The organism is Neisseria gonorrhoeae (assembly GCF_003315235.1).
Classification (GTDB): Bacteria; Pseudomonadota; Gammaproteobacteria; order Burkholderiales; family Neisseriaceae; genus Neisseria; species Neisseria gonorrhoeae.
The window spans coordinates 46,810-70,526 of sequence record NZ_QNRU01000002.1; the positions used below are offsets into that span (position 1 = coordinate 46,810).

Here is a 23,717-nt window from a genome sequence, read left to right on the forward strand (position 1 = left end):
TGTTTAAAACGTTTACTGCCACCTTGCCGTCATTCCCGCACAGGCGGGAATCCATTTTTTGAATTTCGGCAACTGCTTTTCAAATATCGGGTTCTGTAAATTCCACTATGGATTCCCGCCTGTGCGGGAATGACGGCAAAGTTAAATTTTTAGCATTTTGCTTTTAACCAATATAAAACCAACTAAAACTATAACTCATTTATTATATTTTTAAATGACTTAAATAACTCTTTAACAGCACGCTCATTGTCTTCATCTGTAGGCTCAAACTTTTCACACCAATTAATTATATTTACATCGCCATGCAATATCCTACTGCATCGCAACTACCACCCCGTGTCCTTGACGTGCCAAAATAAAATCACAATTATGCGAATAAAGTTTGTATAAATTTCTCCTAACCTCGTATTCATTATCACCAGATGAATAAAAACCAATCCTCTGACCTTCATGATCAAATACTGCAACAAAATCTAAGCCGTTTCCATATCTTTCAAAAAAGACTAGAAATTTAGAAAATTTCCGACAAATCTGATTAAAAAGCGTATTGAGTGTCGTACTCTTACCTTTGTTGGCTGCACCGTATAGAATAAAAATTTTAGCTTCCACCATTACCACCCTCCCCACTTATGCTCTTTCATCGGCCCGCCGTGTTCGATGTAATGCGCAAACTCATCACGGAAATGCTTGGTAAAGCTGCGGACAGGGAAGACGGCGGCATCGGCAAGGGCGCAGATGGTGCGGCCTGCCATTTGGTTGCCGACAGAATCCAGCAAATCCAAGTCTTCCATGCGGCCTTTGCCTTCTACGATGCGGCGGACGATGCGGTAAAGCCAGCCGGTACCTTCGCGGCAGGGGGTGCATTGGCCGCAGGATTCGTCGTAGTAGAAATAGCTTAAGCGTTCGAGGGCTTTGACCATGCACACGTCTTCGTCCATCACGATAATCGCGCCGGAACCGAGCATCGAGCCGGCTTTGGAAATCGAGTCATAGTCCATATTGGTCTGCATCATAATGTCGGCAGGCAATACGGGGGCGGACGAACCGCCGGGAATAACGGCTTTGAGTTTTTTACCGCCGCGCATACCGCCCGCCATTTTCAAGACTTCGGCAAACGGCGTGCCCAACGGCACTTCATAGTTGCCCGGACGCTCGACATGGCCGGAAATACAAAATAATTTGGTACCGCCTGCATTCGGAATACCTTTATCGGCAAACGCCTGTCCGCCGTCACGGATAATAAACGGGACGGAGGAGAACGTTTCGGTATTGTTGATGGTGGTCGGTTTGCCGTACAGGCCGAACGAGGCGGGGAACGGCGGTTTGAAGCGCGGCTGGCCTTTTTTGCCTTCCAACGATTCAAGCAATGCGGTTTCTTCGCCGCAAATATATGCGCCGTAGCCGTGGTGGGCGAAGAGTTCGAATTCAAAATCCGAACCCAAAATATTTTTACCCAAAAAGCCTGCGGCACGCGCCTGCTCCAAAGCGGCTTCAAAGCGTTGATAACCTTCGAAAATTTCGCCGTGGATATAGTTGTAGCCGGCTTTCGCGCCCATCGCGTAACCGGCAATGATCATGCCTTCAATCAGGGCATGAGGATTGAACATGATGATGTCGCGGTCTTTAAATGTACCCGGCTCGCCTTCGTCGGTGTTGCAAACCACATATTTTTCGCCCGGGAAAGAACGGGGCATAAAGCTCCATTTCAAACCGGTCGGGAAGCCCGCACCGCCGCGCCCGCGCAAGCCGGAGGTTTTGACTTCGTCAATCACATCGGTTTGCGAGATGTTTTCGGACAGGATTTTACGCAGGGCGGTATAGCCGCCGCGTTTGACGTATTCGTCCAATGTCCAGCAATCGGGATTGGCGGTATCCACTTGGTCAAAAATCACGCCTGATTGGTAAATAGCCATTTTTGGTGTGCCTGTTTGTTTTCGTATCGGTTGCGGCCGCTGTTTCAGACGACCTTAAGATGTCTTTGTGTATCGGCTTGTAACGTCTTCTGAAATAAAATCTAGTTTATCAAATCGATATTTTCAGACGACCTTCAATCGTTTTTGTTGGATCTCGACCACTTGCTTGTCTGCCGTCATTCCCGCGCAGGCGGGAATCCATCCTCAATGGTAAGCAATGTCTTATTAAATTCAGAAACCGAATCTTACCGGTGGATTCCCGCCTGCGCGGGAATGACGGCATTTCAGTATTTCAGTAGGGCGGATTCTTAAATCCGACATTTTGCCTTTTTACCCACTCTGTCGGATACAAGTATCCGACCTACGTTTAAATCGTCGTTTCAGACGACCTACTCCAACTCCGCCAGTTTCTTCTCAATCGCCTCTTCGGTCATAAAGCTGCACATGCTGTGGTTGTTGACCAGCATAACGGGGGCATCGCCGCACGCGCCCATGCATTCGCCTTCGACAAGGGTAAATTTGCCGTCGGGCGTGGTTTCGCCGTAGCCGATACCGAGTTTTTGTTTGAGGTATTCGCCGGTCGCCATACCGCCGCGCAGAGCGCAGGGCAGGTTGGTACAAACGGTCAGTTTGTATTTGCCGACAGGCTCAAGGTCGTACATATTGTAGAAAGTGGCGACTTCATATGCCTGCGCCGGCGTGATGCCGATGTAGTCGGCAACAAAAGCGATGGTTTCGGGGGCGAGCCAGCCTTTTTCGGTTTGGGCGATACGCAACGCGCCCATGATGGCGGAACGGCGTTGGTCGGCGGGATATTTCGCCAACTCAATGTCGATTTGTTTTAAGGATTTTGCGGATAACATTATCGGTCAACCTCCCCGAATACGATGTCCTGCGTACCGATGATGGCAACGACGTCGGCGAGCATATGGCCTTTTGCCATTTCGTCCATGCCTTGCAGGTGGGCGAAGCCGGGTGCGCGGATTTTCAGGCGGTAGGGTTTGTTTGCGCCGTCTGAAATGATGTAAACGCCGAACTCGCCTTTCGGGTGTTCGACAGCGGTGTAGGTCTCGCCCTCGGGAACGTGCATACCCTCGGTAAAGAGTTTGAAATGGTGAATCAGGTCTTCCATACCTGTTTTCATTTCGGTACGTTTGGGCGGAGCGAATTTGTGGTTTGCGGTAATGACCGGACCGGGATTGACGCGCAACCAGTCGGCGCATTGTTTGATGATGCGTACGGATTGGCGCATTTCTTCCATACGGCAGAGGTAACGGTCGTAGCAGTCGCCGTTGACGCCGACGGGGATGTCGAAATCCATTTTGTCGTACACTTCGTAGGGCTGTGTCTTACGCACGTCCCATTCCACGCCGGAACCGCGAAGCATCACACCGGTAAAGCCTTTTTGCATGGCGCGCTCGGGAGAGACAACGCCGATGCCGACGGTACGCTGTTTCCAGATGCGGTTGTCGGTCAGGAGGGTTTCGAGTGTGTCGATATTTTTGGGGAAGCGTTCGCAGAAGGCATCGATAAAGTCAAGCATCGTGCCTTCGCGGGATTCGTTGAGCTGCTTCAATACTTTGGCATTGCGGAATTTGCTGCTCTCGTATTTGGGCATAAAGCCGGGTAGGTCGCGGTAAACGCCGCCGGGACGGAAGTAGGCGGCGTGCATACGTGCGCCGGACACGGCTTCGTACAAGTCCATCAGCTCTTCGCGGTCGCGGAAGGCGTAGAGGATGGCGGTCATCGCGCCGATGTCGAAGGCGTGCGAACCGATGCCCATCAAGTGATTGAGGATGCGCGTTACTTCGGCGAACATCACGCGGATGTATTGGGCGCGGATAGGCACATCGATACCGGCAAGTTTTTCTACCGCCAAGCAATACGCCTGCTCGTTGACCATCATGGAAACGTAGTCCAAACGGTCCATATAGGGCAGGGCTTGCAGATAGGTTTTGGTTTCCGCCAGTTTTTCGGTGCCCCGGTGCAGGAGGCCGATATGCGGATCGGCACGGACGATTTGTTCGCCGTCCAGCTCCAAAATCATACGCAATACGCCATGCGCCGCAGGGTGTTGCGGGCCGAAGTTGATGGTGTAGTTTCTTAATTTATTGGCCACCGTAGTTCTCCTCACGGACGATACGCGGTGTGATTTCGCGCGGCTCAATGGTAACAGGTTGGTAAATCACGCGTTTTTGCTCTTCGTCATAACGCATTTCCACATAGCCGGAAATCGGGAAGTCTTTGCGGAACGGATGTCCGACAAAGCCGTAATCGGTCAGGATGCGGCGCAAGTCGGGATGGTTGTTGAACATGATGCCGTACAAATCGAAGGCTTCGCGCTCGTACCAATCCGCGCTGTTGTAAATATCGGCTACGGATTCGACTACAGGGAAGTCGTCGTCTGAAACCCAGACGCGTACGCGGATGCGTTGATTGTTTTTAACGGAAAGCAACTGACTGACAACGGCAAAGCGTTTGCCCTGCCATGCTTCGTTTTTGTAAGTGCTGTAATCGACGCCGCACAAGTCAACCAGAAGCTCGAAATGCAAATCTTCATGGTCGTGCAATGCGGTCATGACTGAAATATAGTGCTCGGGCAGACACTCGACGGTAATCTCGCCCAAAGCTGAAATGACTTTGCCTGCCTGATCGCCAAGCACGCCGACGACGGTCTCGTATAAGTTTTGAATGCTTGCCATATCGTCCTCTCCTTACTCGTCACGCGCGATGGTGGAAGTGCGCTTGATTTTTTGTTGGAGCTGAATCAGGCCGTAAATCAGAGCTTCCGCAGTCGGCGGACAACCCGGCACATAAACGTCCACCGGCACGACACGGTCGGCACCGCGCACAACGGAATAAGAATAGTGATAATAGCCGCCGCCGTTGGCACACGAACCCATAGACAATACCCAGCGCGGCTCGGCGAGCTGGTCGTACACGCGACGCAGGGCTGGCGCCATTTTATTGGTCAGCGTACCTGCCACAATCATCAGGTCGGCCTGACGTGGGGACGGACGGAAAATGATACCGAAACGGTCAAGGTCATAACGCGCCATACCCGCATGCATCATTTCCACGGCGCAGCAGGCCAATCCGAAAGTAACCGGCCACAATGAACCGGTACGCATATAGTTCAACACCGTATCCGCGCTGGTGGTGATGAAACCTTTTTTCAAAACGCCTTCTATTCCCATTCCAGCGCACCTTTTTTCCATTCGTAAACAAAGCCTACCGTCAGGACGACGATAAACACCAGCATAGACCAAAAGCCGTACGCGCCCAAATCTTTGAACACGACTGCCCACGGCAGCATAAACGCAACCTCCAAATCGAAGAGGATGAACAGGATGGCGACGAGGTAATAGCGCACGTCGAACTTCATCCTTGCGTTTTCAAAGGCTTCAAAACCGCATTCGTAAGGCGCGTCTTTTTCGGCATAGTGGCGTTTCGGGCCCAAAATCGTGCCGAGCAGGATAAACAGTACGCCGGCCGCGAGGCCGACGAGGATAAAGACAAAGACGGGAAAATAAGCGGACAACATGGTTACACCCAAATCCGTTAACAAAATTTCTACAATAATTTCGTATTTTAGCGAATTTCAAAAACCATTAAAAGGTAAATATCGGCAAAACGCCCAAAAAAACCCAATAAATACAATCATGTTATGATAACGATTCTTATTTGATTTTATAAGGTCATATAAATTTTTACACCGTAATTCGTGGTATAGCGGATTAACAAAAACCGGTACGGCGTTGCCCCGCCTTAGCTCAAAGGGAACGATTCCCTAAGGTGCCCAAGCACCAAGCGAATCGGTTCCGTACTATCCGTACTGTCTGCGGCCCGCCGCCTTGTCCTGATTTTTGTTAATCCGCTATATATAGGAATAAGAATTCGGGACAAAATGTTTAAACCATTTTGTCCCGACTGCTGTGATGCGGTTTTTTTGAACTAGCAGGACGTTACCTAAAACCTGCGTTGCCTAAAACCTGCGTTGCCTAAAACCTGCGTTGCCTGAAACCCTTTAAGACGGTTAAATCCCTCTGCCGTATTTGTATTCTACAATCATATTATCGTCAGTAATGACTTCCGCCCCAGCCGAAGGTTCCGTCATCCGAATCAGCATACGAGAGACAACCTTTTGTGCTGCAGCATCCACGGTGCTGCTGTCAAATACGTGCCTGCCGCTTTCCGGCCAAATCAACCGGGAAAGGCGTTGCTTGAGCAGTTCTTTATTAGGGAAAACTACCGGGGTTGCCGAGCCGACTACCATATGCCCGTAGCGGTATGCATAGGGAATACTGTGTACGGCGGTAGCAAAAGCATGCGGGCTGTGCGTGGTATTAAACATTACAATACCATCCGGGGTAAGGTGGCTTTGCACCTGTTTTAAAAATTCCGCACTCAACAGGTTAGTGGAATAGGCACGCCAGTACCAAGTCGAATTCATCAAAATCAGGTCGAATTTTTCATCAGGATGGCGACGCAGCCATTTCCTACCGTCATCCAATACAATTTCAACACGTTTGTCCTGCAAAAGCGGTGCGATTTGCGGCTCGTCCGCGATAAGGCTACGGTATGCCGGATTGATTTCCGCAACGATCATCGACTGCATTTCCGGAATGGCAGACAAGACGCGCGCCCACGAACCTGTACTCAATCCAACGACGAAAATGCGGCGTATGCCGGACTTCAGGGAGGGTGGCAGATAGGCACGTTCGATGCCGTTGACACTATTGAATACATCGGTATTGTATGCGCCGTCGTATACATTCGCCCCATAAACAACCTTATCACCATCTCTATGGTAAACCGCAACAATGCCGTGTTTGTTTTCAATCAACCTATCCGGACGGCCAGCAATATTTTGAAAGACAGAATCCGGCAGTAGGAACATGAGGATGCCGAACATTAGGGAAACTGCTACCGACACTGCATTCAGTCGGAGACTTTTTTGGAACAGTGTACAAAACAAAGGGACAGCAGCAGAAATCAAACAGATGAGCAGGTAAATCTGTTGGGTGGACAAGAAATCAAGTATCACAAAGCCGATAAGGACCGGACCCAATGCACTGCCGGCAACGTTGGCGAAATAAACATTGGAAACCTGTCGTCCGGATTTGTTGCCATCCGTACCCACATGGTGTACAAGTGGGAAAATCAACCCCCTGACGACGGCAGACAGGGTAATGAAGATACCGGCGTGGTGGACGAAGCCGGAAAAACCCGTCAACAACCACGCAGCACCCAAAATCAAAAAATCGGCAATACCCGCCCACAAGAAGCACTGCCCGATAAAGGGAATATCAACAAAGCGGCTGCGGCAAATCCGTTTGCCAAAATACGCGCCGACGGCGATACCGGTCAGAAAACAGGCAAGAGTAAATGAAAATGCCTGAGGCACGGACTGTGCTGCGAACGAAAACATCCTTACCCACAAGACTTCTATACCCAAGCTCAATAATCCGCTAAGGAAAGAAAGCATATAAATCAAACTAGTATTCGGTTTAGTGTTCACCATATCCATCCTTTCTGTAACGCAGCCATACTGAAGCAGCAATCAGAAGGTTAAGGCAGGCTGTCAGCGCAATGGTTTGGGAGAGGGTAAAAAAGACGTAGAAAAATTCGGCGGCGGCAAGCGATCCGAGTGCCGCACCCAAAGTGTTGAAAAAATATAAGGTACCGATAGACTCGCCAACATTATGTATTTTCCGGTTAAAAAAACAGGTCAGCAAGGGCAAGGTCGCGCCCATCATAAAGGTAGGAAGCAGCAATAAGAGGAAATTGGCAGCAGCGATGATGGGCAAATCAGCCTCAACTAAAAGATGCCCCAAGCCGGAAATCAGACCCTTGCTTACCAAACCGAACAGACCGATGGATACTTCAGCGATGCAAAACAGGGGGATGATACTTGAAGGAAAACGGTCAGCAATGCGTCCGCCGAAATACGCACCTACACCCAAGCCGACCATAAATACAGAAATAATGACAGTAATCGAACTCAAATCGATACCTATGTGGCTGAATAGAAGCCTCTGCCAGCTGACCTGGTAAATCAGGGCGCAGAAGCCAGAGGCGAAAAACACCAGCGACAATCCTTTCAGGGTTTTACTTGCGGTCGAATTCATATTTTCTATTTTCAAATAGGCGGAACTATAAATGAAATGTATTAATGTGTAAACATTTGTATTAGCCGTAGGAAATCACCGCATTGCTCAAACTGCAGGCCGGGAAAATAAACTCGTAAGCCCGCAAACGGCGTATCACTGTTCAAACTGCTGTGCGGCTTCATGACGTTATAAAAATTAAGGGGCCGTCCTGGACAACTAGGATAAACTCGATTTTGCTAATTGTTTTAAAATGGAACAAGAACTTTTATCTCACTGTTGTTAAAACGCCGTTCGCACTCCTTTAAATACAGCTCAAAATGCTCTTTGGGAATGCCGTCAAACTTGCGTAAATGACGTTTTGCCCGGTTCCAAAAGTTCCCAATTCCATTAATATGGTTTTGTCGTTCGGCAAAATGTGTGCTGTGATTGATACGGAAATGGCTAAATTCGCCCGCATCCAATACATCATAGCGACGATAACAATCCGTATAAACAATGCTGTCAGGCTCTGTTGCTGTTCTTGCAGTTACGCCTGCGACAAACAGTTCAATGAGTTTATTTTGTTTATACCGGCTTAGACGGCTTTTTCTCATAGGGATAATTCTAACTTAATTTGAATTTCCCTAGTTATCTAGGACAGCCCCAAGAATAATAATCATTCTGGATATTCAGTGATAACAGACACCGGGTGTTCATACCCTGTTTTTACCGTCCGTCATTCCCACGAAAGTGGGGATCCAGGACGAAAAATCTCAAGAAACCGTTTTACCCGATAAATTTCCGCACCGACAGACCTAGATTCCCGCCTGCGCGGGAATGACGGTTCGGGTATTTCTGACGATTCATCGAGCCGTAGCAACTGTATTTTCCACCCCGTCGGGCAAAAATACCAAAACTCAAATCAAGCCGTCCGAATACCGTTTTCGGCGGTATCGTTTGCGGCAAAATAATCACGCATCCGGGCATTCGATATCGTCGGCAGTTTGCGCATACATGCCGTAACGGCAACCTTATACGGCTTACCCTTGTATGGCGGATTGACAAAAATCAGGACAAGGCGGCGGGCCGCAGACGGTACAAATGGTACGGAACCGGTTCGCCCGGTGCTTCATCACCTTAGGGAATCGTTCCCTTTGAGCCGGGGCGGGGCAACGCCGTACCGGTTTTTGTTAATCCGCTATACCTGCGTAATGGTATCGGGTACTCATCATCAACCTGCCTTGCATTCGGTTGTGTTGTCCGGCAACTGTCCGGTTGTGCCGATGGGTTGCCCTGCCGCTCCCTGAGCTACGCAACGGTTGTCTGCCTTGGGCGGGCGCGGGTGGCGGCCGGGCGGTTTGTCGCTATGATACGGAAGTTCCGATATACAAGGGCGGGCTTCAGCCCGCCAAATCCACCAACTCCGCCGAATCCGCCGATTCCCGCCGCCGTCATTCCCGCGCAGGCGGGAATCCAGACCTGTCGGTGCGGAAACTTATCGGATAAAACGGTTTCTTTAGATTTTGCGTTCCGGATTCCCACTTTCGTGGGAATGACGGAATGTAGGTTCGCGGGAATGACGGCGGCGGCTGCGGCAAAATTGCCCTTCCCGTTTTCAGACGACTATTTGCCTTGTCCTTGCTACGGTTTTTTGCCGTAGGTCGGATTCTCGAATCCGACATTTCCAACAGCGGTTTTTCGGAAACGATAAACGCGTCAAATGTTTTTTTGTCGGATACGAATATCCGGCCTGCATTTCAAATTTACATCGCTTCCAATTTCGCAAACTTGGTATCCAGCTCTTTCACGCCCTGTTTGCCGAAGTTGATGGTCAGTCGGGCGGATTCGCCTTTGTCTGCGGCATCGATAATCACGCCGGTGCCGAATTTGGCGTGACGGACGTTTTGTCCGATGCGGAAGCCTGCGTAGGTTTGCGGCTGTTTGAAGTCATCGATGATTTTGTCCCGTTGTACGGTGGTTTGGCGCGTGTTGCCGTAGCTGTCGAAGGCGGGTTTTTTGACGGACAGGTAGTGCAATACTTCTGGCGGGATTTCTTCGACGAAGCGGGATGCGATGCCGAATTGGGTTTGTCCGTGCAGCATGCGTTGCTGTGCCATGGTGATGTAGAGGCGTTTGCGGGCGCGGGTAATGGCGACGTACATGAGGCGGCGTTCTTCTTCGAGGCCGCCGCGCTCGGCAAGGCTCATTTCGCTGGGGAAACGCCCCTCTTCCATACCGGTGAGGAAGACGGCGTTGAATTCCAAGCCTTTGGCGGCGTGGACGGTCATCAGTTGGACGGCTTTTTCGCCTGCCCCTGCTTGGTTTTCGCCGGATTCGAGGGCGGCGTTGCTCAAGAAGGCGAGGATGGGGAAGGCGGGATCGTCTGAAATGTTTTCGGGCAGGGTTTCAAAGTTGCTGTCTTCGGGTTTGAACTCGATGGCGGCGTTGACGAGTTCGTCAAGGTTGTCGAGGCGGTCTTGGTTGTCGCCTTTTTGGGTTCGGTAGTGCTCGGTCAGACCGCTGTCTTTGAGGATGCCGACGATGATTTCGGACAGGTGCATTTGTCCGACTTGGTTGCGCAGGGCTTCAATCAGGCGGACGAAGGCGACGACTTTGGCGGCTTTCGCGCCGGCGTTGCAGGCTGCCTGCCAGAGGGTGATGCCTTGTTCGTTTGAGGCCGTCTGAAGGTTTTCGACGGTGCGCGCGCCGATGCCGCGCGGTGGGAAGTTGATGACACGCAAGAGGGCGTTGTCGTCGTCGGGATTGACGGCGAGGCGCAGGTAGGCGAGGGCGTGTTTGATTTCTTGGCGTTCGTAAAAGCGCAGGCCGCCGTAGATTTTGTAGGGGATGCCGCTGCGGAACAGGCTTTGTTCGATGACGCGCGATTGGGCGTTGCTGCGGTAGAGGACGGCGATTTCGTCCAAATCCCAGCCTTCGCGTTCGAGGGCTTTGGTTTCATCCACGATGAACCGGGCTTCTTCGAGGTCGGTAAAGGCGGAGTAGTAGCGGATTTTGTCGCCTGCTTCGGCGTCGGTGCGCAGGTTTTTGCCGAGACGTTCGTCGTTGTTTTCGATAACGGCGTTGGCGGCGGCGAGGATGTTGCCGACGGAGCGGTAGTTTTGTTCGAGTTTGACGGGCGCGTCGATGTGGAATTCTTCCATCAGTGCGGTCATGTTGCCGACGTTTGCGCCGCGGAAGCGGTAAATGCTTTGGTCGTCGTCGCCGACGGCAAATACCGCTGCGTTACCGCCCGCCATGAGTTTGAGCCAGGCGTATTGCAGTTTGTTGGTGTCTTGAAACTCGTCGACCAGAATGTGGTTGAAGCGGTTTTGGTAGTGCCGGCGCAGGATTTCGTTACTTTGCAGCATTTCGTAGCTGCGGAGCATGAGTTCGGCGAAATCGACCACGCCTTCGCGTTGGCAGATTTTGTCGTATTCGGCGTAGCACTCAATCATACGGCGCGTGTGCGGATCGGGCGCGCCCAAGACGGAAGCGCGCAAACCGGATTCTTTTTGCGCGTTGATAAAGCCTTGCAGCGAACGCGGCGCGATGATTTCTTCGGCGATGTTGAGGCTTTTGAGCAGGCGTTTGATGAGGGAAAGCTGGTCGCCGCTGTCGAGGATTTGAAAGGAAGACGGCAGGCCTGCGTCGCGGTGGTGCAGGCGCAAAAAGCGGTGGCACAAACCGTGGAACGTGCCGAGCCACATAGCGCGGACGTTGATGGGAATCATTGCGCCGAATCGGGTTTGCATCTCTTTGGCGGCCTTGTTGGTAAACGTTACCGCCATAATGCTGTGTACGCTGGCTTGTCCGCTTTGCAAAAGCCATGCGATACGCGTGGTCAGCACGCGCGTTTTGCCGCTGCCTGCGCCTGCCAAAACGAGGGCGGATTGCGGCGGCCAGGTTACGGCGGAGAGTTGTTCGGGGTTCAAGCCTTGCAGCAGATTGGGGGCGGATTGGTCGGGAAACATAAGGATGCCGTCTGAAAAATGGAATGCGCTATTTTAATAGAAACGGAAGGATGCCTGACAACTTGATTTTGATTTCGGTTTTGGCAAAGCCCTCGCCGACACACGCACGCAAAACCTTGATAGGCGGATATCACATTGCGGCGTTCCAAACCGATTTGGACGGACGCATCGACAGGATGCGGGCTGATTTGCCGAGCCTGACCATGGTCAAGCTCGGAAAGCCCCTTCCCCGTAAAGGCGGTATTCGAATAGGCTTTGATATCGCCCTATCGGTTGGGGAAAATATTTCGGTTTGCCGCCTGAACATAGGAATAACCGCCTTTCAATTTGCAAACAACCGAAATCGTACCGATTGTTCAGACACAGCCAAAAACAAATGCCGTCTGAAACCCGGATTGTCAGGCTTCAGACGGCATTTTTTGTTCAGGCGGTTGCCGCTTCCTCCCCGAACACTTCCCGCCACAATTTCCTGACATTGCCGTAATGGGACAGCAATTCGTCGCTTACTTCGGTTTTTGCCGCGTCGCGCAATTTGGTGTTGTGCTGCTGCCGGCGGTAGAGGCGGTAGAGGCGGTAGGCGGTGCGGCTTTGTCCGGCGAGGGTTTTGTCAATCAAACCGCAGTCGGCGGCGATGTTCAATAGGGCGATGTTGCCGTAGTTGTCCAAGAGTTGCGGATACTGGCGGGCATGGGCAAGTATCAGATATTGGACGATAAATTCGACGTCGACCACGCCGCCGCGCGCGTATTTGACGTTGCTGTCGGCAGGCGGATGGGTGGGGAACATTTTTTCGCGCATTTCGATGATTTCGCCTGCCAAGGCGGTTTGGTCGCGTTCGGCAGTCAGCATTTCGGTGCGGATGCGGTCGAATGCCGTCTGAATTTCGGGTGTGCCGCAGATGAAGCGGGCGCGGGTGAGGGACTGGTGTTCCCATGTCCATGCGTTTTCACGCTGGTATTTTCCAAAGGCGGCGATGCTGTGCGCGAGGAAACCGGCGTCGCCATTAGGGCGCAGGCGCAGGTCGGTTTCGTAGAGGCTGCCCGCGCCGGTGGCGGCGGAAAGCCAGTTGGTCAGGCGGCGGGCGAGGCGGCTGTACACGTCGCCTGCTTCGGGATGGGGATCGTCGTAAAGATAGACTAAGTCGAGGTCGGAGGCGTAGCCGAGTTCTTTGCCGCCGAGCTTGCCGTAGCCGATGACGGCGAATTGCGGGGTGTCGCGGTGTTTTTTGGGCATATCCGCCCACGCGCACGAAAGGGCGGCGGCAATGACGGTGTCGGCGAGGGCGGAGAGTTGGTCAGAGAGGGATTCTACCGTCCACAATCCGGCGAGGTCTTGGACGGCGAGGCGGAAGACTTGGGCGTGTTGGAAATGGCGCAGCGTGTCCATTTGCGCTTCGGTATCGCCGCCGCAGGCTTCGATGCCGTCTGAAAGGGCGGCGGCGAGTGCCTGCCAATCAAACGCGGTATCCAAAAGCTGCGCGCTGATGAGTTCGTCCAACAAAATCGGATATTTGTTCAGATACGCCGCCACCCACGAGCTTTGGCTCATAATCTGCGCCAGTTGTGCCAAGGTTTGCGGATGTTCGTTGAGGAAGGCGAGATAGGCGGAGCGGAGGCTGATGTTTTCGAGAAAATCCAACAGCCGCATCAGCGTATCTGTCGGGTTGTTTTGCTCTGCCGCCGCCTGTACGAACAGCGGCACAATGGTGTCAAAGCGCGGCTGGGCGTGTGCGGAAAGGCGGCGGTATTTATGTCCGTGGCAGATTTGTTCGAGCCTTGCGGTGACGGCTTCGGCATCGAACCCGTGTTCTTTCAGACGGCCTAGCCGTTCTTCTTCGTCGGGTTTTTCCTGCCATGCCCATTGCCATTCGCTATTGCTTTGCGCTTGTTCTTCAGGTTCGCTCAAGATTTCGTTGAACAACTGATTGACTTTGTTCCGATGAACATTGAGGCCGTCTGAAAAAGCGGCATAACTGTCGAAACCCATGCTTTCGGCGAGCAGTTGCCGCTGTTCGGGCGAGATCGGCAGGGTTTGGGTTTGCCGGTCGTCCCAGTATTGCAGGCGGTGTTCGACATCGCGCAGGAAGCGGTAGGCGGCAAGCAGGGTTTCGACGTTTTCAGACGGCATAATGCCCATCTCGGCAATTTTCTTCAGCGTTTCCTGCGTGCCTTTCAGTTGCAGCGCGCGCATTTGGCCGCCGCGTATCATCTGGAAAATCTGGGCGATAAATTCAACCTCGCGGATGCCGCCCGCGCCGAGTTTGATGTTGTCCGCCATGCCTTTTTTGCTGACTTCGCTGCGGATTTGGCGGTGCAGGTTGCGCATCGCCTCATACGCGCCGTAATCCAGATATTTGCGGAACACGAAGGGGCGCACCAGCGATTTGATGTCGTTCGGATACGGCGTGACTACGCGGCCTTTGCACCACGCATAGCGTTCCCATTCGCGCCCCTGCGTAATCAGATATTGCTCCAGCGCGGTTTCGCTCAACACCAGCGCGCCCGAATCACCGTCCGGCCGCAGCCGCATATCGACGCGGAACACCTGCCCGTCGGCAGTAATGCCGTTCAACAATGCAATCAGTTTCTGCCCGACTTTGATAAAAAACTCCTGATTCCCCCGTTCGCGCCTGCCGTCGGTGTCGCCCGATTCGGGATAGACGAAAATCAAATCGATGTCGGAAGACACGTTCAGCTCATAGCCGCCCGCCTTGCCCATCGCCACCACGCTCAAATGCTGCGGCGATTTGGTATAACGCCCGGTCGGCGTGCCGTACATATCCCGATAATAGGCGTAGGCGAAATCCAGCGCGGTATTGACGGCAAAATCGGCAAACAGCGTAATCGTGCGGGTAACTTCGTTCAAATCGCTGATACGGTTTATATCGCGCACGATAATCTGCGACACCACATAACGGCGCAACTCGCGCAACTGCCGCGCCAATTCTTCCTCGCTTTCTTCCGCGCGGATTTTGTCCCAGTCGGCAAAGGCTTGGAAATCCTCATCCGTCAACGCCTTGTCCAACATGGGCAGGAAAATTTCGGGCTTGAGTTTGCCGTTGTCGAGCTGGCGGGCGAGGAACAGGGAATGGCGGCGGGCGGTGTCGAGGCGGTGGTCGGACATTTCGGATTCCGTTTGAAAGGATGGCGGGAATGTGATAGCGGATGAACTTCAAATCAGGGCAAGGCGGAGCCGTACCGGTTTAAAGTCAAGCCACTATATCATAGCAACCTTCGATGCCGTCTGAAACCTTGCCCCGATATTCGGACGGATGCCTGCCGATAAAAAAACAGCGGCAAATGCCGCCGTTTCCCGTTCAAACCTCGCCACGCTCTTTTAAAACAGCATAAGCCGCACCTTTCTCCCGTGTGGAATTTTTAAAAAAACCATCACTCTTTACGATTTCATGCAGCTCCTCACTTGATTTCTCTGCATATTCCATTTTCAACGCCTTATGCTGATTGCCGGCTTCAATCAATCCCTCGCCTACTGCTTTTGCTGCTTTTCCCACACTACCCCAAAAACCCATAATCATGTCCTCCAATCGTTTCAAATAAATAAGGTCGTTGTTTCTGTCAAGAAACAACGACAGTTTATAAACTGTCGGAAAACAAAATGCCGTCTGAACGCCGGATAACGCTTCAGACGGCATCGGATTGCCGGTTTTAACCCTGCCCGCCGCCGTTGTTCAAATAGTGTTCCCAGTGAGAATATAACCGGGCAATATTTTCTTCATAACTATGATTAGAAGGGATATAGCCGTCTTTGGGCGGCATATACCTGACAAATGATTCTATTTCTTCCGGGTAATCAAAATCCGCATAAATTTTTTCAACTTCCCCCAGAGGATCCTCAAATTCTTCTTTTCTATGGAATACGTCATTTAGGAGGATGTACAGCCAATTTTTAGGGGAATAACCCCTCGTTTCCGAAGCCAAATCTTCCAGAACAGGCTTTAATTCAAAAATATTGGATTTGTTGGTTAAAGATAGCTTGAACACGCGTTCATCATGATCTGAAAGCGTCATTTTTCGGGCATAAGCTGCCACATCAGCCCAACCCAAGTATTTATTCTCATACCCCCACAGAATATCCTTCCAAGAAAGGCGGACTTTTTGCGCGGTTAAATCAAGGTTCATTTTTTACTCCGGTTGCCTGCTCCGTGTTCACGCATCGGTTTGCCTGCCCCGTCATTCCGCCCCTTTCGATTGACGCCTGTTACGAAAAGTCTTCCAAATGACGGCTGATTGCCTCTTCAACAGTCGGATACCAATCTATGAAAATGCCGTCTGAACGGCAAAACGTGCGTTCAGACGGCATTTTGGGTGGGGCGCGTCATCGCGCCAATGCCTTCAAACATTCTTTGACCAACGCCGGGCCTTTGTATATCAATCCGCTGTACACTTGGACGGCGGTCGTGCCCAAGCGGATTTTCTCTGCCGCGTCCCCGCCTTCCATAATGCCGCCTACGCCGATAATCGGCAATGCGCCGTCTATGTGTTCCGCCAGTTTTTTCAGCACCCGGTTGCTTTTTTCGCGCACGGGAAAACCGCTCAAACCGCCCTGCTCGCCTGCGAGCGGATGGCTGCCGAGGCTTGATTTGTCGATGGTGGTGTTGGTAGCGATGATGCCGTCCATTTCGACGGATTTGACGACGCGGGCGATGTCTTCGATTTGTGCTTCATCCAAATCGGGGGCGATTTTGACGGCTAGCGGGATGTATTTGCCGTGGGCGGCGGCAAGCTGCGCCTGTTTGTTTTTCAGGGCTTCGAGCAATGCGCCCAATTCGCCGCCGCCTTGCAGCGCGCGGAGGTTTTTGGTGTTGGGCGAGGAAATGTTGACGGTAATGTAGCTTGCGTGCGCGTAGGCTTTTTCGAGGCAGATTAAATAATCATCGGCGGCGTTTTGGATGGGCGTAACCGCGTTTTTGCCGATGTTGATGCCCAATACGCCTTGATATTTGCTTTTTTCAATATTGCGTATCATCGCGTCGATGCCGTGGTTGTTAAAACCCATTCGGTTGATGATGCCTTGGTGTTCGGGAACGCGGAAGAGGCGCGGCTGCGGGTTGCCGGGCTGCGGGTTGCGCGTAACCGTGCCGATTTCGAGGAAGCCGAAACCGAGCGCGCCCAAAGCGTCGATGTATTCACCGTTTTTGTCGAGACCTGCGGCAAGCCCGACAGGGTTGGGCAAATCCATACCCATCAGTTTTATAGGTTTGGTACGGTTGTCGGTTACGGGAATCAGGCCCAATTTATAAACCGTGTTGAGCGCGTCGAGCGTGAAGTGGTGGGCTTTTTCGGCATCGAGTGCAAACAGGATGCGGCGGGCAAGTGGATACATGACAGGGCTTTCTGCTTCAGATGGAAATGCCGCCATTTTAACCGAAATCCCGCCAAACATACGGCACACAGGTCAAACTTGAACGACAAAACCCGCCGCACCCAAAAATGTACAAATCCGCAAATATTGATATAATAGGCATTAGATAGAAAACTCTATTAAAAATCGGTACAATACCACCGATTTATTTCCCTTAAACAACCTGCCGCAAGGCATAAAGGAACGACTGATATGTCAAACATCGAACAACAAGTTAAGAAAATTATTGCTGAACAACTGGGCGTAAACGAAGCCGACGTGAAAAACGAATCTTCCTTCCAAGACGACTTGGGCGCGGATTCTTTGGATACCGTGGAGCTGGTTATGGCTTTGGAAGAAGCCTTCGGCTGCGAAATCCCCGACGAAGATGCCGAAAAAATCACCACCGTCCAACTGGCTATCGACTACATCAATGCCCACAACGGCTAACCGGTCGTCGCCCGACACAACAGCCTCTGCTGCACCGCGCAATAGAGGCTTTTCCCTTATATGGCAAACTGTTTGAACCCCTGCCGCAAATTACAGACGGCATCTGCACGACAGCCGCATATGCCCCCCATTCCGACAACCAACAGCGAGGTTATCATGAGTCAGAGAAGAGTAGTCATTACAGGCTTAGGTCAGGTTTCCCCTGTCGGCAACACTGCCGCAGAGGCTTGGGACAACCTGCTCGCCGGCAAAAGCGGCATCGGCGCGATTACCCGCTTTGACGCATCCGACATCAACAGCCGTGTCGCCGGCGAAGTGCGCGGTTTCGACATCGGACAATACATCAGCGCGAAAGAAGCGCGCCGGATGGACGTGTTCATCCACTACGGCATCGCCGCCGCATTGCAGGCGATTGCCGATTCGGGTTTGGACGATGTGGAAAACCTCGACAAAGACCGCATCGGCGTGAACATCGGTTCCGGCATCGGCGGACTGCCCAGCATCGAGGCCACCGGCAAAGCCGTAATCGAAGGCGGCGCGCGCAAAATCAACCCTTTCTTTATCCCCGGTTCGCTGATCAACCTGATTTCCGGACACGTTACCATCCTCAAAGGCTACCGCGGCCCGAGCTACGGCATGGTTTCCGCCTGTACCACCGGCGCGCACGCCATCGGCGATTCCGCCCGACTGATCAAATACGGCGACGCGGACATAATGGTTGCCGGCGGCGCGGAAGGCGCAATCAGCACCTTGGGCGTGGGCGGTTTTGCTGCGATGAAAGCCCTCTCCACCCGCAACGACGACCCCGCCACCGCTTCCCGTCCGTGGGACAAAGGCCGCGACGGCTTCGTCATCGGCGAAGGCGCGGGCATATTGGTGTTGGAAGAATTAGAACACGCCAAAAAACGCGGCGCGAAAATCTACGCCGAAATCGTCGGCTTCGGCATGAGTTCCGATGCTTACCATATCACCGCGCCGAACGAAGAAGGCCCCGCCCTTGCCGTTACCCGCGCGCTGAAAGATGCCGGCATCAATCCCGAAGACGTGGATTACGTCAACGCGCACGGCACGTCCACCCCCTTGGGCGATGCCAACGAAACCAAAGCCCTCAAACGCGCGTTCGGCGAACACGCCTGCAAAACCGTCATCAGCTCGACCAAATCCATGACCGGCCACCTGCTCGGCGCGGCGGGCGGCGTGGAGGCCGTGTACAGCATTTTGGCGATACACGACGGCAAAATCCCGCCGACCATCAACATTTTTGAACAAGACGTTGAAGCCGGCTGCGATTTGGACTACTGCGCCAACGAAGCGCGCGACGCGGAAATCGACGTTGCCATTTCCAACTCCTTCGGCTTCGGCGGCACCAACGGTACGCTGGTCTTCAAACGCTTCAAAGGCTGATTCCGCAAAGCCGCCGCCGACATCGAAATGCCGTCTGAAACCGTTTCAGACGGCATTTTTATAGTGGATTAACAAAAATCAGGACAAGGCGGCGGGCCGCAGACGGTACAAATGGTACGGAACCGATCCGCCCGGTGCTTCAGCACCTTAGGGAATCGTTCTCTTTTGAGCTAAGGCGGGGCAACGCCGTACCGGTTTAAAGTTAATCCACTATACTAACTGGAATTAACAAATACGGCACAAATATTAACCCGAACCGCAAACGCCCATCAAGCCCTTTCAGACGGCATCGGCAGACATACCGTTGGCTATATCCAAAGAATCAGGAATTATTTAGCCCGAATCATCCGGTTTGTTAAAATTCGCAAACTTAACCGACTCAAAATACATATTATGACGCACACCGCATCGAAAACACCCAAACTCTGGGCGGTCATTGCCGCCGCCGCATTCATCCTGCTGATTACCATCGGCATGAGGATGACGCTCGGACTGTTCGTCCAACCCGTCGTCAACACCACCGAATTGAGCATTGCCCAGTTCAGCCTCATCATCGCCGTTTTCCAACTGATGTGGGGCGTATTGCAACCATTGTCCGGCGCGCTTGCCGACCGTTTCGGCGCGTTCAGGGTATTAAGCGGCGGTGCCCTCCTGCTCGTCTGCGCCTGCCTGATTGCCTCCAACATCCCGACTTATTGGGGGCTGATGATTGCCGTCGGGCTGCTGCTCGCATTCGGCACCGGTTCCGGCGGGTTTTCCATCATTATGGGACAGGTCGCCGCCCAAGTCCCCACACACAAACGCGGCTTGGCATCCGGACTGGTCAACGCAGGCGGTTCGGCAGGACAATTCCTGTTCGCACCGCTGGTTCAAGGACTCTTCGTCCTGCCCGAAGTCGGCTGGACGGGTACATTTTACGTTTGGGGCGCAATCGCCCTGCTGATTCTGCCCGTCTCATGGTGGCTTGCCGGCGGCAACAACGCCGCCCACACCCAACACACCCAAGCCACACACGGACAAAGCCTCGGAGAAGCAGTCAAAACCGCCTTCAAAACCCCAAGCTACATCCTGCTGCACCTGAGCTTTTTCGCCTACGGCTTCCACATCGCCTTTCTCGTAACCCACCTACCCACGGAAGTCGCCCTGTGCGGACTGCCCGCCACCGTCGCCTCGACATCCATCGCCATCATCGGACTGGCAAACATCGCCGGTTGCGTGTTCTCAGGCTGATGCACCGGACGCTTCAAAGGAAAACACATCCTGTTCGGACTCTACGCCTCACGCGTCGCCATGGTGCTGATTTACATCTTCTCACCCAAAACCGACCTCAACTTTTACATTTTCGCCGCCGCACTCGGATTCACATGGCTCGCCACCGTCGCCCCGACCGCCGCCGTTACCGGCAAACTCTTCGGCACGCGCTACCTCGCCACCCTGTTCGGACTGGTGATGCTCACCCACCAAATCGGCGGATTCCTCGGCTCGTACATCGGCGGCATCGTGATTACACAATTCGGTGACTACGGCTGGATGTGGTACGCCGATGCCGTACTCGCCGGCACGGCAGCCCTGCTTGTCCTGCCCGTCCGCGAACCCCGAACCGCCGCATGACAGAATGCCGTCTGAAACCTTCAGACGGCATTTTCCAAACACCCCGCCCGTTGCCGGACTGCACGGCACGCAAATCAGCCTTATCAAACCGCAAATAACCGCCGCGATTAAACCGCCATTCAAATAAGCCCGTTTTCCCTTCGGGTGTAAAATCATCACAAAACGCGATACTGTATATCGCTGGGCGTTATGCAGCGGATTTCAGGATAAAATGCCGTCTGAAGCCGCCCCTGCCCGGGCGGGCGAAGCGTCGGATGCGGCGCGCTTGGCAAAGGTTTGCCCGCCGCGCCCCGTATCCGGCATTTCATCAATGCAGACCGCATTTCCAATCCTATATTCAAGGTGTCCGCCTTATGAAAATCGTTTTTATCACAACAGTCGCATCCAGCATTTACGGTTTCCGCGCCCCCGTCATTAAAAAATTAATCGGCAAAAACCATCAGGTGTATGCCTTTGTATCGGAGTTTTCCGACAATGAGTTGGACATTATCAGGGAAATGGGGGTTACACCCGTTACCTACCGGTCAAACCGCAGCGGGCTAAACCCGTTTTCCGATATAAAATCCACCTTCCTCATATTTAAAGCACTCAAAAAAATATCGCCGGATTTGGTTGTCCCTTATTTCGCAAAACCCGTGATTTTCGGCACTTTTGCCGCAAAATTGGCAGGCGTGCCCAGAATCGTCGGGATGCTGGAAGGTTTGGGATTCGCATTTACCCCGCAGCCGGAAGGCATACCGTTAAAAACAAAAATAATAAAGGGCATTTTGATTGCCCTGTACCGCATTGCCCTGCCGATGTTGGAAAGCCTGATCGTATTAAACCCCGACGACAAAGACGAGCTGCTGCATCAATACGGCATCAAAATAAAAAACATTCATATTTTGGGGGGAATCGGTTTGGATTTGCGGCAATATCCTTATTCCGAGGCGGATATTCCCGATGAAAAAGAACCCGTAAAATTTCTCTTTATCGGCAGATTGTTGAAAGAAAAAGGGATTGATGAGTTTATTCGGGCGGCGGAATGGGTTAAAGGCAAATACCCCGAAACAATCTTTACAGTTTTGGGCGCAATCGACAAATCACGCGCGCGGGGGGGGGGGGGGGAGATTTAGAACGCTTTATCGCCCGCGATATTATCCGTTTCCCCGGTTTTGTAAACAATGTTTCCGAAGTAATCAAGGCGCACCATATATTCGTATTGCCGTCTTATTATAGGGAAGGCGTTCCCCGGAGCACCCAGGAGGCCATGGCCGTCGGCAGGGCGGTGATTACGACGGATGTCCCCGGATGCAGGGAAACGGTTGCCGACAAGGTCAACGGCTTCCTGATCGAACCTTGGAATCCCCGCATCTTGGCCGAAAAAATGATTTATTTTATCGAAAACAGGGCTGCCGTCCGCCTGATGGGGAATGCAAGTTATGCGATTGCCAAAGATAAATTCGATGCCGAAAAAGTCGATTTGAAATTTCTCGATATTTTGAAGGCGTAAACAAGGTGGTCGGCTTTTGAGTTTCGGTGATTTCTGACAAACTCCCGCCATTCCCGCGAAACCCCGTCATTCCCGCGAAAGCGGGAATCCAGGTTCGTTGAGCTTCAGATGTGTAGGGCGGGCTGTAGGGTGGGCTTCAGCCCACCGAAACCAATCCCGCCACCAACCTCACCGGCTCAAACCGGCACAGCAACTTATATCCCGTCATTCTCGCGCAGGCGGGAATCCAGCCCCGCCGGTACAGAAACTTATCGAAAAAAAGTTTCTTCAGATTTTACGTTCTAGATTCCCACTTTCGCGGGAATGACGGGATGCAGGTTTCCGCGCGGACGGATTCGGCATTCCCGCTTTCGCAGAAATGTCGGCTTTTGGTTTGTTGTCTTTATAAGATTATTCGGTAATTATTCTGCGGTTTTGCGTTTGTGTGCTGCCGGAATCTCAAGGGATTCTCTGTATTTGGCAACGGTGCGGCGGGAAACCTCTATACCGCGGAAAGCCAGCAGGTTGGCGAGTGCCTCGTCAGAATAGGACTTGGGCGTGGACGAGGCAAAACCGGCGGCGGGAAAGGGGTTGAGCGAAGCAATGAGGCCGAGTGCGGCTTCGAGTGTGCCGCTGTCGGTTTGGGGCAGGCGTTTTTTATTCGCGCCGGGGTTTGGCTGCGGTTGCCGTCAATGCTGTCGAGGGCGTTTCGGACGATATGCAGGGCGGCGGGTTTGGCAGCACATTCGCCCGATCTTTCTATCTGCAATATCAACGATTCGGTCACATCGGCGGCGGCCACGCCTGCCGGATCGAATTTTTTCAATGCGGTCAGGGCTTGTTTCAGCATTGCTTCATCCAACATCCACTCCAAGGGCGTATGGTCCAGGATGTCTTCGATGCTGTCGGTCAGGTAGCCCTGCTCGTCAAGGAAATCGATAAGGATGTGGACGCAGGCGGCTTCTTGGTCGGAAAGGGGGTGTTCGCACGCTTGCGCGTGCAGGTATTGCTTGAAATCTTCTTCGCCGGCGATGTTGGACAGCATATCTTCGCCTTCGTCTCCGCCGATTTGACGCGCGGGCGCGGTGTAATGGCTGAATTCGGCATCGGAAAATTCATCCGTTTCTTTGCGTTCGAGCAGGGGGTTGTCCGACGGCCAGTTTTCGACCTCGCGTTCAAGTTCGATACCCGGCATCTGCAATACGCGCAAAGATTGTTGCAGCCGCTGGTCGAGCTGCTGGGTCTGTTTGAGCTTTATTCCGATTAAGGTAATGATAATGCGGTGAAAATTGTTATTTTCAGCCTGTCGGCGCAAAAAAATGCCGCAAAGCGTCATTGCATTATAAATGGTTTTAATGAGCGGGTTCGGATTCCGTCCGATAACAAAAAACAAACGAAAATGGAAACTTGATTGCTTATAACAATATTAAATCAATTTCATAGT

General features: G+C 52.5%; 19 protein-coding genes and 4 pseudogenes. 5 read left to right on the forward strand and 18 right to left on the reverse strand.

From position 1 onward, the window contains the following. Positions 1–312: 312 nt before the first annotated feature. The 16 genes and pseudogenes from DFR77_RS01225 to DFR77_RS01325 all read right to left on the reverse strand — a co-directional run bounded on the left by DFR77_RS01225 (position 313) and on the right by DFR77_RS01325 (position 17,319). Positions 313–612 (reverse strand): hypothetical protein, encoded by a 300-nt coding sequence (locus DFR77_RS01225; RefSeq protein ID WP_010359298.1) that lies wholly within the window; start codon positions 610–612, stop codon positions 313–315. Continuing rightward, on the reverse strand, positions 612–1,913 hold the full coding sequence (gene nuoF / locus DFR77_RS01230) for an NADH-quinone oxidoreductase subunit NuoF (protein ID WP_003689949.1): 1,302 nt from the start codon (positions 1,911–1,913) through the stop codon (positions 612–614). The genes DFR77_RS01225 and nuoF overlap by 1 nt, the downstream gene beginning before the upstream one ends. 389 nt (positions 1,914–2,302) lie before the next feature. Continuing rightward, a complete protein-coding gene (gene nuoE, locus DFR77_RS01235) occupies positions 2,303–2,776 on the reverse strand; it encodes an NADH-quinone oxidoreductase subunit NuoE (RefSeq protein ID WP_003689950.1) in 474 nt (157 codons plus the stop codon). Beyond that, positions 2,776–4,032 (reverse strand): NADH dehydrogenase (quinone) subunit D, encoded by a 1,257-nt coding sequence (gene nuoD, locus DFR77_RS01240; RefSeq protein ID WP_003689951.1) that lies wholly within the window; start codon positions 4,030–4,032, stop codon positions 2,776–2,778. The genes nuoE and nuoD overlap by 1 nt, the downstream gene beginning before the upstream one ends. Beyond that, positions 4,022–4,615, reverse strand: coding sequence for an NADH-quinone oxidoreductase subunit C (locus tag DFR77_RS01245; RefSeq protein ID WP_003689952.1), 594 nt, complete (start codon positions 4,613–4,615; stop codon positions 4,022–4,024). The genes nuoD and DFR77_RS01245 overlap by 11 nt, the downstream gene beginning before the upstream one ends. 12 nt (positions 4,616–4,627) lie before the next feature. Beyond that, positions 4,628–5,110 (reverse strand): NuoB/complex I 20 kDa subunit family protein, encoded by a 483-nt coding sequence (locus tag DFR77_RS01250; RefSeq protein WP_002215610.1) that lies wholly within the window; start codon positions 5,108–5,110, stop codon positions 4,628–4,630. After that, positions 5,101–5,457 (reverse strand): NADH-quinone oxidoreductase subunit A, encoded by a 357-nt coding sequence (locus DFR77_RS01255; protein WP_002216332.1) that lies wholly within the window; start codon positions 5,455–5,457, stop codon positions 5,101–5,103. Before DFR77_RS01255 ends, DFR77_RS01250 begins: the two co-directional genes overlap by 10 nt. Positions 5,458–5,949: 492 nt before the next feature. Further along, positions 5,950–7,437, reverse strand: coding sequence for a spermine/spermidine synthase domain-containing protein (locus DFR77_RS01260; RefSeq protein WP_003694257.1), 1,488 nt, complete (start codon positions 7,435–7,437; stop codon positions 5,950–5,952). After that, positions 7,424–8,044 carry a fused MFS/spermidine synthase gene (locus tag DFR77_RS01265; RefSeq protein ID WP_003696151.1) on the reverse strand — a complete coding sequence of 207 codons (621 nt, stop codon included), beginning with the start codon at positions 8,042–8,044 and terminating at the stop codon, positions 7,424–7,426. Before DFR77_RS01265 ends, DFR77_RS01260 begins: the two co-directional genes overlap by 14 nt. A 198-nt stretch (positions 8,045–8,242) precedes the next feature. Beyond that, positions 8,243–8,619: pseudogene (locus DFR77_RS01270) on the reverse strand (transposase). Between the two features lie 308 nt (positions 8,620–8,927). Next, positions 8,928–9,053, reverse strand: a pseudogene (locus tag DFR77_RS01285) (IS110 family transposase); the annotation flags it as partial. Between the two features lie 715 nt (positions 9,054–9,768). Next, complete coding sequence (gene uvrD / locus DFR77_RS01300) at positions 9,769–11,976, reverse strand: DNA helicase II (RefSeq protein ID WP_003694264.1); 2,208 nt, start codon at positions 11,974–11,976, stop codon at positions 9,769–9,771. A gap of 423 nt (positions 11,977–12,399) precedes the next feature. After that, a complete protein-coding gene (gene glnE, locus DFR77_RS01310) occupies positions 12,400–15,099 on the reverse strand; it encodes a bifunctional [glutamate--ammonia ligase]-adenylyl-L-tyrosine phosphorylase/[glutamate--ammonia-ligase] adenylyltransferase (RefSeq protein WP_113852022.1) in 2,700 nt (899 codons plus the stop codon). A gap of 193 nt (positions 15,100–15,292) precedes the next feature. Beyond that, positions 15,293–15,628 carry a hypothetical protein gene (locus DFR77_RS01315; protein ID WP_003690361.1) on the reverse strand — a complete coding sequence of 112 codons (336 nt, stop codon included), beginning with the start codon at positions 15,626–15,628 and terminating at the stop codon, positions 15,293–15,295. A 13-nt stretch (positions 15,629–15,641) separates the two neighbouring features. Continuing rightward, a complete protein-coding gene (locus DFR77_RS01320) occupies positions 15,642–16,115 on the reverse strand; it encodes a DUF2247 family protein (RefSeq protein ID WP_003689964.1) in 474 nt (157 codons plus the stop codon). 196 nt (positions 16,116–16,311) lie between these two features. Then, positions 16,312–17,319, reverse strand: coding sequence for a quinone-dependent dihydroorotate dehydrogenase (locus DFR77_RS01325; RefSeq protein WP_003689966.1), 1,008 nt, complete (start codon positions 17,317–17,319; stop codon positions 16,312–16,314). Positions 17,320–17,550: 231 nt separating this feature from the next. On the opposite strand from DFR77_RS01325, the gene acpP reads away from it, so the two are divergent. The 5 genes and pseudogenes from acpP (at position 17,551) to DFR77_RS01350 (ending at position 22,294) form a co-directional block, all read left to right on the forward strand. Next, complete coding sequence (acpP, locus tag DFR77_RS01330; RefSeq protein ID WP_003689968.1) at positions 17,551–17,787, forward strand: acyl carrier protein; 237 nt, start codon at positions 17,551–17,553, stop codon at positions 17,785–17,787. Between the two features lie 156 nt (positions 17,788–17,943). Continuing rightward, a complete protein-coding gene (gene fabF, locus DFR77_RS01335; protein WP_003689969.1) occupies positions 17,944–19,191 on the forward strand; it encodes a beta-ketoacyl-ACP synthase II in 1,248 nt (415 codons plus the stop codon). Between the two features lie 393 nt (positions 19,192–19,584). After that, positions 19,585–20,802: pseudogene (locus DFR77_RS01345) on the forward strand (MFS transporter). Positions 20,803–20,806: 4 nt separating this feature from the next. Then, positions 20,807–20,929 carry a hypothetical protein gene (locus tag DFR77_RS14340; RefSeq protein ID WP_010359328.1) on the forward strand — a complete coding sequence of 41 codons (123 nt, stop codon included), beginning with the start codon at positions 20,807–20,809 and terminating at the stop codon, positions 20,927–20,929. A 226-nt stretch (positions 20,930–21,155) separates the two neighbouring features. Then, positions 21,156–22,294: pseudogene (locus DFR77_RS01350) on the forward strand (glycosyltransferase family 4 protein). A gap of 401 nt (positions 22,295–22,695) precedes the next feature. Here DFR77_RS01350 and DFR77_RS14735 read toward each other — a convergent pair. Further along, positions 22,696–22,797 carry an RNA polymerase factor sigma-54 gene (locus DFR77_RS14735; protein WP_426547248.1) on the reverse strand — a complete coding sequence of 34 codons (102 nt, stop codon included), beginning with the start codon at positions 22,795–22,797 and terminating at the stop codon, positions 22,696–22,698. Next, complete coding sequence (locus DFR77_RS01360; RefSeq protein WP_444980171.1) at positions 22,776–23,588, reverse strand: RNA polymerase factor sigma-54; 813 nt, start codon at positions 23,586–23,588, stop codon at positions 22,776–22,778. Before DFR77_RS01360 ends, DFR77_RS14735 begins: the two co-directional genes overlap by 22 nt. Between the last annotated feature and the right edge of the window lie 129 nt (positions 23,589–23,717).